The 13,198-nt window shown below is 63.8% G+C and carries 8 protein-coding genes; 3 read left to right on the forward strand and 5 right to left on the reverse strand.

Annotation, left to right across the window (positions count from 1 at the left end):
• Window positions 1-86: 86 nt before the first annotated feature.
• Both alaS and tsaD read right to left on the reverse strand, forming a co-directional pair.
• Window positions 87-2,741 (reverse strand): alanine--tRNA ligase, encoded by a 2,655-nt coding sequence (alaS, locus tag Ssi02_RS24765; RefSeq protein ID WP_204029758.1) that lies wholly within the window; start codon window positions 2,739-2,741, stop codon window positions 87-89.
• Between the two features lie 26 nt (window positions 2,742-2,767).
• Window positions 2,768-3,781, reverse strand: coding sequence for a tRNA (adenosine(37)-N6)-threonylcarbamoyltransferase complex transferase subunit TsaD (gene tsaD / locus Ssi02_RS24770; protein ID WP_204029760.1), 1,014 nt, complete (start codon window positions 3,779-3,781; stop codon window positions 2,768-2,770).
• A gap of 438 nt (window positions 3,782-4,219) precedes the next feature.
• Here tsaD and Ssi02_RS24775 point away from each other — a divergent pair, with 438 nt between their 5' ends.
• The 3 genes from Ssi02_RS24775 to Ssi02_RS24785 all read left to right on the forward strand — a co-directional run bounded on the left by Ssi02_RS24775 (window position 4,220) and on the right by Ssi02_RS24785 (window position 8,486).
• Complete coding sequence (locus Ssi02_RS24775) at window positions 4,220-6,778, forward strand: glycosyl hydrolase family 18 protein (protein WP_204029762.1); 2,559 nt, start codon at window positions 4,220-4,222, stop codon at window positions 6,776-6,778.
• A 451-nt stretch (window positions 6,779-7,229) separates the two neighbouring features.
• A complete protein-coding gene (locus tag Ssi02_RS24780; RefSeq protein WP_204029764.1) occupies window positions 7,230-7,871 on the forward strand; it encodes a DsbA family oxidoreductase in 642 nt (213 codons plus the stop codon).
• A 132-nt stretch (window positions 7,872-8,003) separates the two neighbouring features.
• Window positions 8,004-8,486, forward strand: a complete 483-nt coding sequence (locus Ssi02_RS24785; RefSeq protein ID WP_204029766.1) for a very short patch repair endonuclease — start codon at window positions 8,004-8,006, stop codon at window positions 8,484-8,486.
• Here Ssi02_RS24785 and Ssi02_RS24790 read toward each other — a convergent pair.
• From Ssi02_RS24790 to Ssi02_RS24800, 3 genes are all read right to left on the reverse strand, one after another.
• Complete coding sequence (locus tag Ssi02_RS24790; protein ID WP_204029768.1) at window positions 8,448-9,617, reverse strand: DNA cytosine methyltransferase; 1,170 nt, start codon at window positions 9,615-9,617, stop codon at window positions 8,448-8,450. The two genes, Ssi02_RS24785 and Ssi02_RS24790, sit on opposite strands and share 39 nt — an antisense overlap.
• 209 nt (window positions 9,618-9,826) lie before the next feature.
• Window positions 9,827-11,686 carry a DEAD/DEAH box helicase gene (locus Ssi02_RS24795; protein WP_239129558.1) on the reverse strand — a complete coding sequence of 620 codons (1,860 nt, stop codon included), beginning with the start codon at window positions 11,684-11,686 and terminating at the stop codon, window positions 9,827-9,829.
• A complete protein-coding gene (locus Ssi02_RS24800) occupies window positions 11,686-13,089 on the reverse strand; it encodes a ParB N-terminal domain-containing protein (RefSeq protein WP_239129568.1) in 1,404 nt (467 codons plus the stop codon). The genes Ssi02_RS24795 and Ssi02_RS24800 overlap by 1 nt, the downstream gene beginning before the upstream one ends.
• Between the last annotated feature and the right edge of the window lie 109 nt (window positions 13,090-13,198).

Here is a 13,198-nt window from a genome sequence, read left to right on the forward strand (position 1 = left end):
GCCCTTATGCCCTTGCGCCTGACCTAGGCCGCCCGCTCGACGAGTTCTGCGTCCAGACGCAGGTGGGCTGGGGCCTTGCGCCTGACCTACGACCGCCCGCTCGTGAGCCGGTCGGCGACAAGCTCCGCGAATCGCACGAAGGCCGGCCCGGCTTCGCCGTTCCCACCCCCCTGGGCGAGCGCCGCGTTGCCGCCGCCCCTGCCGCCGAGCGTCTCGCGCAGCAGCTCGGCCGCCGACAGCCCAAGCCCGCGCCCGGCCCCGCTCACTGCGGCGACCAGCACGAACTTCCCGTCGCCGGGTACGGCGACGGCCACGACCCCGGGCCGATCGAACCGTTCGCCCACGGACTCCGCCAACGCCCGGCCCGAGGCGGTGTCGGGCGCAGTCGCCGTCACGAGCCCCACCCCGGCGACGTCGGACGCCCGCGCCGCGAGCTCCGCGGCCTGCGCGATCAGCAGCCGCGCACGCAGCCGCTCCGACTCGCGCTCCGCCTCCTTCACCCGCGCGACCAGCGCGGACACGCGGTCCGGCAGCTCCTCCCTGGGCGTCTTCAGCTCTTCGGCCAGCCTTGACACGAGATCGCGTTCCCGGGCGAGGTAACGGAACGCCTCCACGCCCACCACGGCCTCGACCCGCCGGCTACCGGAACCGACGGAGGACTCCGAGGTGAGCGCCACCGGTCCGATCTGCGCGGCGTGCTCCACATGCGTGCCACCGCACAACTCGCGTGACCAGGCACCGCCGATGTCGACGACACGCACCAGTTCGTCGTATGTCTCCCCGAACAACGCCAGCGCCCCGATGGCCCGCGCCTCCGGCAACGTCATGAAACGCACCTCGACTGGAAGGTCTCGGCGTATCGCCAGATTGGCCGCTTCCTCCACCTCGCTCCGGGTCTCCGGGGAGAGCCGGGAGCGCCAGGAGAAGTCCAGCCGCAGATAACCGGGCCGGTTGTACGACCCGCTCTGCAAAGCCGTGGGCCCGAGCACCTGGCGGAGCGCCGCGTGCACCACATGCGTCCCCGAATGCGCCTGCCGCGCTCCCAGCCGCCACTCGGCGTCGACCTGCGCGGTCACCGCGGCCCCGGCGGCGAGCGTGCCGCCCACCACCCGCACCTGGTGGGTTACCAGACCCTTCACCGGGCGGCGCACGGCCAGCACCTCGGCCCGGACGTCGCCGCCGATCAGCAGCCCGGCGTCGCTCTCCTGCCCGCCGGACTCGGCGTAGAAGGGCGTGCGGTCAAGCACGACCTCGACGATCGAACCCTCATCGGCCTCCCGAACCTGCACGTCGCCCTCGACGATCGCCAGAACGGTGGACTCGGTGGTCAACGTCTCATAGGCCAGCCATTCGGTCGGTCCGTGCGCATCCACCGTCGCCCGGTAGGCCGACATGTCACCATGCCCCGTCTTGCGGGACTGCGCGTCGGCTTTGGCCCGCCGCCGCTGCTCGGTCATGAGTTGCCGGAAACCCTCCCGATCCACCTCAAGCCCCTGCTCGGCGGCCATCTCCAAGGTGAGATCAATCGGGAAGCCATAGGTGTCGTGCAGTTTGAACGCGCTCTGCCCGGACAACCGCGTGCGCCCTTCGGCCTTGGCCTCGGCGACCGCGAGGTCAAGGATGCTTGTGCCCTGCTTGAGGGTGTTGGCGAAGGTGTCTTCCTCGGCCGCCGCCACCTCCTGGATGCGCGCAAAATCAGTGGATATTTCGGGATATGAGGGGCTCATGCAGTCGCGCGCCACGGTGAACAACTCCGGCAACGCGGCTCCGCCGTACCCAAGCAGGCGCATCGCCCGCACCGACCGCCGCAAGATGCGGCGCAGCACATAAGCACGCCCCTCGTTGCCCGGCGTGACCCCGTCGCCGATGATCATCAGCGCCGTGCGCACGTGATCGGCCACCACACGCAGGCGCACATCGGATTCCCGGCTTTTGCCGTACGGCACAGCCGTCAACTCCGCCGCCCGATCCAAAATGGGGCGCACCTCGTCGATCTCGAAGAGGTTGTCGACACCTTGGAGGGTGAAGGCCATACGCTCCAGGCCCATTCCGGTGTCGATGTTCTTGCTGGGGAGCGGACCGAGGATCGGATAGTTGTCCTTCGCCCCGCCGGCTCCCCGCTCGAACTGCATGAAGACGAGGTTGCACAGCTCCATGAAGCGTTCCTCGTCGACCTCCGGGCCGCCGTCCGGGCCGTAGGCCGGCCCCCGATCGATGAAAATCTCCGAGCTGGGCCCGCACGGCCCCGGCACACCCATCGACCAATAGTTGTCCACGACGCCCCGCCGTACGATGCGGTCCGGGGACACCCCGATGCGTGTGCGCCACAACTCGGCGGCCTCGTCGTCATCGTGGAAGACCGACACCCACAACCGCGACTCTGGCAGCCCGTAACCGCCGTCCGCGACCGGTCTGGTGATGAGATCCCAGGCGAACTCGATGGTCTCCGGCTTGAAATAGTCGCCGAAGGAGAAGTTGCCGTTCATCTGAAAGAACGACCCGTGCCTGGCCGTGCGCCCGACGTCGTCGATATCGAGGGTGCGCAGACACTTCTGCACACTCACTGCCCGCGGATAAGGCGCGGGGGCCTGCCCCAGAAGATAGGGCTTGAACGGCACCATGCCCGCGTTGACGAACAACAACGTCGGATCGTCGACGGGCAGTGGCGCGCTGTCCACCAGGGTGTGACCGCGCTGGAGGAAGTAGTCGAGAAAGCGACGGCGGATCTCCGCAGTGCGCATGGAAATCAGTCCTTGTCTGGGGTGGCTTAGACGATGGCCGCCCGGACCAGAGGCGCGGAAGGATCGACCGAGAGGCCAAACGTGCTCGCCGGCTCGCCCGCCGCGTGCAGCAGGCCCCCGACGGCCGCGATCATCGCGCCGTTGTCCGTGCAGAGGCGAGGTGCGGGCACCCGCAACTCGACACCGGCGCGTGCGCAGCGCTCGGCGGCAAGCTCGCGTAGGCGCCCGTTGGCTGCGACGCCGCCGACGATCACCAGCGTCGGAACACCGTGATCGCGGCAGGCTCTCACCGCCTTCGCCGTCAGCACATCCACCACAGCCTCTTGGAACGACGCGGCCACATCGGCCACGTGCACGTCACCCGGGCTCCGCTCCACCCAGCGGGCCACAGCCGCCTTGAGCCCGGAGAAGGAAAAACTGTAACTCCCCGGCATGGCACGAGGGAAACCAATTTTATCCGGGTCGCCGCCGAGCGCCGCCTTCGCGACCGCCGGGCCACCCGGATAACCCAACCCCAGCAGCCGCGCCACCTTGTCGAAAGCCTCTCCCGCCGCGTCGTCCCGCGTGTCGCCGAGATGCCTGATCGGCGCACGCGCCAGATCGTCGAGAAGCAGCAACGACGTGTGCCCGCCCGACACGATCAGCGCCACACAACGGGCCGGCAGCGGCCCGTGCTCAAGCGTGTCGGCCGCGACGTGCCCGGCCAAGTGATGCACGCCGTACAACGGCACATCCCACGCCAACGCCAGCGACTTGGCGGCGGCCACTCCTGTCTGCAGCGCCGTCGCGAGGCCCGGCCCCGCGGTCACGGCGACGGCGTCCACCTCGCGCGGGGAGACGCCGGCCTCGGCGAACGCCTTGCCCACACAGGGCATCAGCGACTCAAGGTGTGCCCTGGCCGCGATCTCCGGAACCACGCCACCGAAACGGGCGTGCTCTTCCATGCTGGATGCGAGCGCCTCGCCGATCAGACGGCCGTCGGCGACGATGCCTACCCCCGTCTCGTCGCACGACGTCTCGATGCCGAGCACCACGGCCATGGGCACATCCCTTGTTGCATAGAGTTTGCAACTGCGAGTTTATCGCGGACTGGTTTGGGGGCGGCGGACGGCGTGGGCGTGATCGCCTGCCTGCCCGGCCCGCGGGAGGCTTGCCGCACGCGTGATCTGGCTCCATCGTGACCGCCGACCTTGGCCCTCGTTGGCCTGTGGCCTTGGCCCCGTTCTGTCCGTGGCCTCGGTTCCGGTCCGTCTGTGGCCTCGGTTCCGGTTGACCGTTTGGGCCGCCCGCTTCGCCCTATGCCCCGCTGTGGCCACGGACTGCGGTCGGAAAAATGCTTAATCGCAGCATAAATCCGTTCTATCCACGGACGTGCTTTATGGATTAACTCAAGAAGTTTGGGCCTTGTCGGGGCCTGTGGTCAGGTTTACGATCCGGTCAACTGTTAGGAAACTTTCTTTAAAGAAAGGGTCCACCACATGCGCCGATTCGCCGTCGTGGCGTTGGTACTTGCAGTGGTGACCGCACTCGCGGCTCTCCCAGCCAACGCCGCCGCCCGCCTGACCGCTGCCTTCACCCTCAACGGGACACAAGGCAAGTTCGTGGTCACCAACCCCAATCCCACCGCCGTCACCGGCTGGTCGATCGTCTTCGACCTCCCCGCCGGCGTTACCGCCAGCAACCCCCAGAACGCCACCATCGCCCAGAACGGCACGAGGGTACGGCTGACGCCGGCCTTCTACATCAACACCATCCGGGCCAACGGCACCACCGAGCCCTGGAGCCCAACCGTCACGCTCAGCGCCGCAGCCCAGCTCACGAGCTGCACCATCAATGGCGCCAACTGCGACGGCACCGGCCCCGAACCACCACCGCCCGCACCGGTCGCCGCGGAGTATCACGGATCCGGCACGCAAGGGAAATACGTGGTGAAGAACAACACCACCGCCGCCCTCAACGGCTGGTCGATCACCTTCACCCTGCCCTCCGGCGTCACCGCGAGCAACGCCCAGAACGCCACCCTCAGCCAGACCGGCCGCCAAGTCACCTTGAGTCCGATCTACTACAACACCACCATCGCCGCGGGCGGCTCCACCGAGCCCTACAGCCCGAGCTTCACCCTCAGCGCGGCCGGCGAACCCACCGACTGCCGCGTCAACGACGTCAAGTGCGACGGCTCCCCCGACGCCCCGCCCGGAGCCCCCACCAACGTCCGCTCGACCATCGTCACCACCAAGACCGTGACCCTGGCCTGGAACGCCTCCGTCCCCGGCGACCTGCCGATCGCGGGCTACGACGTCTACCGGGGCACCACCGTGGCCGCCTCGGTCACCTCCACCACGGCCACCATCACCGGCCTGACCCCCAACACCGCCTACACCTTCACCGTCAAGGCCAAAGACCGTAAGGGCAACCAATCGCCCGCAAGTCAGGCCGTGACCGCCTCCACCAAGAACCCGGCGGACGATCCCACACCCCCCACCGCGCCCACCAACCTCCGCACCACCGGAGCGACCTCCACCACGGTCTCCCTCGCGTGGAACGCCTCCACCGACAACACCGGCATCGCCGGATACGACGTCTACATCGGCGCGAACCTCAAGATGACCGTCGAAGGCACCACAGCCGTCGTGACGGGCCTGTCACCCTCGACCGACTATGTCTTCACCGTCAAGGCTCGAGATCTGTACGACAACACCTCAGCCGCCAGCAACACCGTGACAGGTAGCACAAGCGACATCATCGGCAACGGCTACGCACGTGTCGCCTACTTCGTGCAGTGGGGCATCTACGGCCGGCAGTACTTCGTCCGCAACATCGACACCACCGGCTCGGCCGCCAAACTCACCCACATCAACTACGCCTTCGGCAACATCGACCCCGTCAACCTGACCTGCCTCCACGGCGTGACCAAGGGCACCACACCCAACCCGCAAGACCCCAACCAGGGTGACGGCGCCGGCGACGCCGAAGCCGACTACGGCAGGCCCATGAGCGCCTCCCAGTCCGTCGACGGAGTCGCGGACACCGGCTGGGAAAGGCTTCGCGGCAACTACAACCAGATTCTCAAACTCAAGGCGAAGCACCCGCACCTCAAGGTGCTCATCTCCCTCGGCGGCTGGACCTTCTCCAAGTACTTCGCCGACGTGGCCGCGACTCAGGCCGCCCGCGAGAAGTTCGTGAAATCCTGCATCGACATCTACATCAAGGGCAACCTCCCCGTCGTCAACGCCTCCGGCGGCCCCGGCTCCGCGGCCGGCGTCTTCGACGGCATCGACCTCGACTGGGAATGGCCCGGCGCCGAAGGCCACCCCGGCAACCACATCAACCCCAACGACAAGGCCAACAACACCGCGCTCGTCGCCGAATTCCGCAAGCAGCTCGACGAGCTGACCCTGACAACCGGCAAGCGCTACGACCTCACGGCCTTCACCCCCGCCGACCCCGCCAAGATCACCGCCGGCTGGGACCTCCCCGAAGTCGCCAAGAACCTCGACATCTTCAACATCCAGGGCTACGACTTCCACGGCTCCGGCAGCGACAACTCCTGGGAGCCCAACCGCACCGGCCACCAGGGCAACCTCTACAACGACCCGGACGACCCCTACAACTTCAAGTTCAGCGTGGAAAGCGCCGTCAACGTCTACCTCCAAGCCGGCGTCAACCCACGCAAACTCACCATAGGCCTGGCCTTCTACGGCCGAGGCTGGCAAGGCGTGGCCGCCGGCGGCAAGAACGGCGAATGGCAAACCGCCAACGGCGCCGCCCCCGGCCAATTCCAAGAAGAAGCCGGCAACCGCGGCTACACCAACCTCCTGGCCAGCGTCCCCGGCTGCACCGTCCACCACGACGAAGTAGCCGTGGCCACCTATTGCTACACCGGCAACGGCGGTCAATGGTGGACCTTCGACGACGCCTGGTCCATCGGCAAGAAGACAGCCTGGCTCCGCAGTAAGAACCTCCTGGGCGCCATGATCTGGGAACTGAGCGGCGACAACGGCACCCTGATGTCCGCCGTAGACGCCGGCCTCCGCTGACCCACACCCCCAAGGCTCTGAGAAACCCGAAAGTCTGACCAGAGCCGAGGAAGGGGCCGCTCGAAAGAGCGGCCCCTTCCGAACGCCAGAAGCCCCTCAGACACACCCTCTACCGGAAAGCCTCAAGTCTGAAACAGACCCAAGCAGGCATAAGAAGAGGCCACGCACAACAAGAGCACGCAGAAGCCAGACCCACCTCTGCCGTACAGGCCGCCACCGGAGAACCCCGACCGAGCCCGCCAAAAAGACCCAACAGGAGTCGGAGGTCCGCCTACAGTCAACGGACCCACCCGACCGAAATAACCCAAGCCCCCGACCGGTTACCACCAGACATGAGCGAAAACCCCGAGGTCGACCTGCCGGCCAAGCCCCTCCTGCTCCTGGGAACCCCAGTCGCGGAAGCCTGCGCGGACGGCGTCTGCACCGTCCCGACCTCGGAAGGAGCCTCCTCATGAAACTCGAAATCTGGTCCGACGTCGTCTGCCCCTGGTGCTACATCGGCAAGCGCCGCGTCGAGCAAGCCCTAGAACAGTTCGACCACGCCGACGAGGTGGAAGTCGAATGGCGCAGCTTCCAACTCGACCCCACCTACCCGGTGGGCATCTCCGAACCGGTCCACGAAGCCCTGGGCCGCAAGTACGGAGGCGAAGCCGCCATCCAGCCCATGCTCGACCGCGTCACCGCCATAGGCGCGGAAGAGGGCCTCAAAATCGACTACACCCGCGCCCGCAACGTCAACACCTTTGACACCCACCGCCTGATCCACCTGGCCAAGTCCCTAGGCGCCGAAGCCCCAACCTGGGAACGCCTACTCAAGGCCTACTTCATCGACGGCGAAGACCTCTCCAACCACTCAACCCTGATCCGCCTCCTGGCCGAAGCCGGCGTCCCCGAACCCGAAACCACCCGAGTCCTCAACACCGACGCCTACCGAGCCGACGTAGAAGCCGACATCGAAGCCGCCCGCAACCTGGGCGCCACAGGCGTCCCCTTCTTCGTAGTGGACCGAACCTACGGCATCTCCGGCGCCCAACCAGTAGAAGTCTTCCTGGAAGCCTTCCGCCGCGCCTACGAAGACGCGAGCAATGGCTAACGCAGATCTTTAGCCCCTGTCGGCTGCCCAACCCAGGCCTTATGTTCCTGACCGGCGTGACGGGGGCTGAATCCATCGCAACCCGGCGGAACCCGGGTCTCGCATGCATAGGGTCAGTAGACTCTCAAGGCGATGAGCAAGCAGAAATCTAAGCCGGAGGCGTGGTCGCCACCTGAGGGTTCGTGGGCTTCATCTGCCGCGAACAGGCGCAGCATGCTGGGGAATCGTAATCGTGACACCTCGCCAGAGCTCCTGCTCCGGTCACTCCTACATGCCAGTGGGCTGCGCTACCGTGTCGCGGCCAAGCCACTCCCCTCCATGAGGCGTACCGCAGACATTGTGTTCCGCCCAATCCGCTTGGCCATTTTCATTGATGGTTGCTTTTGGCACGGCTGCCCTTCCCACTTTGTTCCTCCGAAGACAAATCCGGAGTACTGGCGCGACAAAATTGGTCGCAATATGCAAAGGGACCTGGATACCGATGCCCGCCTAGTTGAGGCTGGCTGGAAAGTGATCAGGTTTTGGGAGCACCAGCCAGCCGAGGAGTGCGCGCAAGTAGTCAGAGACGAAGTTGCACTACGCCGACACGAACTCCTTTTCAACCTCAAGCAGTGACATCTGCTCGTCGGGCTTGACGTTGGCCGGATCGGCAGAAACAGGCGGCTCTTCCTTGGCATCAGAGCGACGTAGTGCTTCGATGATCGCCCGTCCCATAGCCTCCGCTACTGGAGGGGGGAAGGCATTTCCGACTTGGCGGTAGGCTGCAGTCTTCCTGCCGGAGAACTCCCAATCGGGCGGGAAGCCTTGGATGATAGCCGCTTGGCTCACAGTGAGCTTGATTCCACGCTCTCCGAGCAGGTCGCGCGCCTTGTCCTTGAGCTCTTCGTCAGCTACGCCATGGCCGTCGATACCTAGTGCTTCCCAAGCCTTCTTAGCCCTGCTCGGGCCGAGGTCTGCGCCGCCGTGCTTCTTTGAGCCGCCTACAAGAGTAGGTGCGATAGACCCACTCTCAGCCTTCTCAAGCCACTGCTTATAGAGTCTCTTGCCCTCAGATCCGAGGGCTTTAAGTCGTTGATGCATCGACTCTTTGAGCGCCTCGGCGACCGTTACAACGTTTTTAGGGTCACCCTTGGGAAGTTCTTTCGAAAAGTACGGGGAGTCTTCCTCGCGGATAGCAATAAGGATAGCCCGTGGCCTGAGTTGTGGAACTCCGAAGTTACGAGCCTCTACCAGAGCCCACTCGCTTGATACGTATCCCATCATGCTGAGTGTTCTGATTATCTCGGCGCGGTACCCAGCGAACCTGTGGCTGGGTTCGAGAAGGCCGCGGACGTTTTCGATCATGATGGCGCGCGGCTGAAGCGCCTCGGCCATATCAAGCATTACGGGGAATAGATCACGCTCATCGTCGCGCCCTAGTTGTTTACCAGCGAGTGAGAATGGAGGGCATGGCACACCCCCCGCCAGCAAGGTGATCTCTCCAGGCTCGAAGCCTAGGTCCTCAATATCGAACTGCTCTTGCCGGGTCTTGGGTCGCCTGGTGAAGTTCTTCAGATCCAGCTCATGGACCTTGCACACCTCCGCCCCGCCGAGCTTGTCCAGGTTGCTCTCCAAGGTCCTGCAGGCGTGAGGGTCGAACTCGATGAGAGCCCGGTGGCGGAACCCAGCGTTGTGCAGACCTAGAGCTTGGCCGCCCGCGCCGGCGCAGATCTCGACCGACGTGTACACCCGGCCCTGCTCCGGCATGCAAACCTCCTCCAGCCGGGTGCGCCGATACCGCCCACAAGCACCATAGCTGTACTGGCAGCACCCTAGAAACAACCTTCGAACAAATGAACGGCCACTATATCGGTGTCGAGGCAGTCCGATAGCTAGGGTTGCCGAAAGCTGCCGACGTAGCTGCCTGGACTGCGACATCGCAGCCCAGGGAGCGTTCATGCCGTATCGGTGCACCGCTATGGCATGCTGAGGCCCTCCTTCAGTTGTCTAGGGGGCGTGGTCAAATGGCTGAGCAAGGCCTGGACGTCATTCATATCCATCCCGCTTGCCACCGAGGGCTCCTCGTCCAAGTCAGCAAGCTGCTGTACGTCCGGATCGTCCAGGATCTGTCCCATGAACTGAAGCTTCGCTTCGAGCCGCTCGGCGACAGTCTCGTCGATGGTTTCCCTGGTCGCGAGGATCGTCACCCGCGTCTCGGCATCGCTCGGCAATCCGAGCCGATGGATACGGTCCAAGCTCTGCAGGAACCGGCCCGCCATGAAGTCTCGATCCACATACACAGCGTCATGGCAGACTTGGTGCAGGCTGATACCTTCACCAAGAGTCGCGGGGTTTGACAACAGGACCATGCAATCGGGATCTTCCCGGAAACGCCTGATCTCCTCCTCACGGTCCGGTACCCCGCCATGCACCAGAGCTGGCTTGTAGGGGGAGAGGAGGGCTTGGAGCGAGGTCAGGCTTCGTACGAAGGTCGACCACACCAAAGTCTTGCGACCGAGAGATGCGTTCTTCTCTACGATGGCAAGTGTCTCTTGATACTTCGGAGCTACCTCGTAGCTCGTCAGGTTCTGGAGCAAGTTGTAGAGCGAATCCTGTTCTGAGACCTGCAGCGGGGGCACTTGGTACGCAAGCGGTTCGTAGCGACTTGTGCCCTCGATCAGAAGCGCTGGCGTGATCGCTGCCATGAGAAGCCGGAGTACAGTCCGGCCCAGAGTGTCGAGCTGGTCTCGAGAGGCTATGGCGCGCGCTGAGTAGCGACTTCTCAAAGCGTCGTAGATCTCCCGATGGAGCGGCGGGAGGCTGACGTAGCGGATCTTTGGCTCGTAGGGGGGAAGCCCGAGCTCGCTCTTGGTAGTTCTCACGAAGAGTGGGCGGAGCGCCGCGCTGGCGTAGGCGAGATCTCCGCCCCTGACCGCATCGTTCACAACTCGGCGGCCGTGGCCAGGCCAGACGAAGGACAGCAGGCTCTCGAGGTCACGCGCTCCGTTGGGAGCCGGAGTTCCGGTCAGAATGAGCCGCCGCGGTGCCAGAGGACCGAGAGAAAGGCACGCTGAACCGTAAGTGCCCTTGGCGCCAAGCTTCATACGATGAGCCTCATCTAAGATCATCATAGAAGGTGCTGCGCGCAGCCAGGAAGCTAGACTGCCCAAGGACCTGCCCAAACGCTCGTAATTGACGATCAGAAGTTCGGCGCCAGGTTCCGGAGCCTTGTCCATGACGTGGCTCCGGAGGGGCTCATCGAAACAGAACGCACTCTCGAAATGCCACGACTCGTAAGCCGATTTGGGGCTTACTACGAGAGCGCGCCGCGCTAGGTTCTGTTTGCGCATCGCCGAAAACACAGCTAGGGCCACACGAGTCTTCCCAGCACCTGGGACGCTGAAGTTGGCACCATGTCTAAGGGTTAGTAGACGAGCGACATCCCGCATCTGGAAGGGAGTCAAGTCCGCTACCCACCCGGAACCAAGCAGAGAAAGAATCTCGCCCGGCTGAACCTCGTCAGCTGCTGGACTGCTGCCGTTGTTCAGAAGATGGCGCTCGGCGATCTCGGCATCGTCGAGCACGCCTTGGACAAGTTGCACTAACTCGTCTTCCCATTGCACGCTCTCATGCGCCGGCCACGTTGCGAGCGCGTCGATGCCGGCGAGGAAGCCGTCAAGCTCCATCTCCACCACAAGTGGACCCCGGCGTGTGCTGTGTGGGAAGTGCGCAGCCAACTGGGTGAGATCGTTCATATGCTGGGGGAGCACACGGAGAACAGCTTTGGTCCGTGTTACATCGAACGCGATCGCCAGCGAGGCCTGGCTGAGAGGCATTAGCTTTCCTTACCTACCGCATCCAACAGCCAGGTCACACCTTCGCCACGGACCTTGATGCTGCGGGCAGACTCGGTGGCGAGCTTGCTCATAACAGCACGGAGCTTCATGACAGCCTCGTCGAATGCGTCCTCGTCAAGGCTTCTCGATGCTCGAGCAAGCGAGAGATCGGTGATGCATTGCTCGAGGTCAGCGCATGCGTCGTTGATACGATCAGGGGCCGCTTGCCGCTTCTTTTGAATCCGTGCATCGCGACCCGCCGGAGTGAGAGCTTCATCCATAGCGGACTTAGCATCTGCGAGCACACGTTTCGCTTCATCCCCCTTGCCTGCTAGCTCCTGGCTGCTGGATTTAGCTACCGCCTTGGCCTTTAGGAGGGTATCGGTGAATAGCTTGGCCTCGGTTACTACCGCTCCCGAAGACCGGACTGTCCTGTTTAGCCCGGGGATGACGGTAGTGGTTGCCGCTCCGGAGGTCTTCAATGACTCGGGAAGCAGTTTGTCGAGGTAGCGTATCCGGAAGTCGGCCTCGATGTAACGGATATCTGTCTTGGAGAACTCCATCACAATCGCCGCGAGCCGGTTCTCCTTGAGGAGATCAGCTTTATCCCTATTTTTTTCGAGTTCTATCATATAGTGGCGGTGAAGTTCAGCTAGCTTCTCTTTGCTGTCTTCAAAGTCCATGAATCGCAACTGGGCGCCATCCGCCTTGCTGCGCACCACCAGGTCGCGCAGGGTGGCAAGAACCCACATGTCGCGTTCTACCGTCCGCTTCTGCATCCTGAACTCGCGGGCGATATCCTCGATAGGGCGTCCAGACGCGACCTGTCCATCTATGGCCAGGAGGTGGTTGATATAGGAGTAATCTCGTTTGTGTTCCTTGCGCAGCTGCAACGACAACTCAACAGTGCTGATGTCCGCCCAGGTGCACGACTCTGGCAGGACACCGACGCGTATACTCCTGACACCCAACTCCCGGAGAGCTGCGCATCGTGTGTTGCCATTGACAAGGATGCCGTCGCGTGTGACCAGACCCGGCTCGTTCTGTCTGAACTCCTTGAGGCTCTCCTTCAGCTCTATGAAAGTCGGGTCTTCCTTTGCCGGATCCGCTGGCAGCGACTTGAGAAGGTGTGCTAGATAATCCTGGCTTACATCAGACCAAGGGTCGGAGAGAAGCTCTGCTTCTCTTTCTGAATCGAAGCTGCGCTGGGCGCGAATCCTGTGGGTGGCGGGGTTGTAGTAGAGAGATTCCACCGGGATGTCGATCACCTCAACGTGTCGCGGCTGGCCGCGCCATTCGATCGTCAGTGACTCCTGAAGCCCGCCCAGATTGAGGACCTCGCGAATGCGCTGCTCAATCAAGGATCGGGTTTCGCTCGCCCCCGGCGGAGATCCGAAATCCATCACTATGTCTCCTTAAAATTCCTCCGCCCGCAACTGGTGCAGGACTCCGTTTCTAGTGCGCTCCATGACATTGCCCGACCGAAGACTTCAAGTCTCGGCTTCGTTGCCG

The organism is Sinosporangium siamense, from assembly GCF_016863435.1.
Classification (GTDB): Bacteria; Actinomycetota; Actinomycetes; order Streptosporangiales; family Streptosporangiaceae; genus Sinosporangium; species Sinosporangium siamense.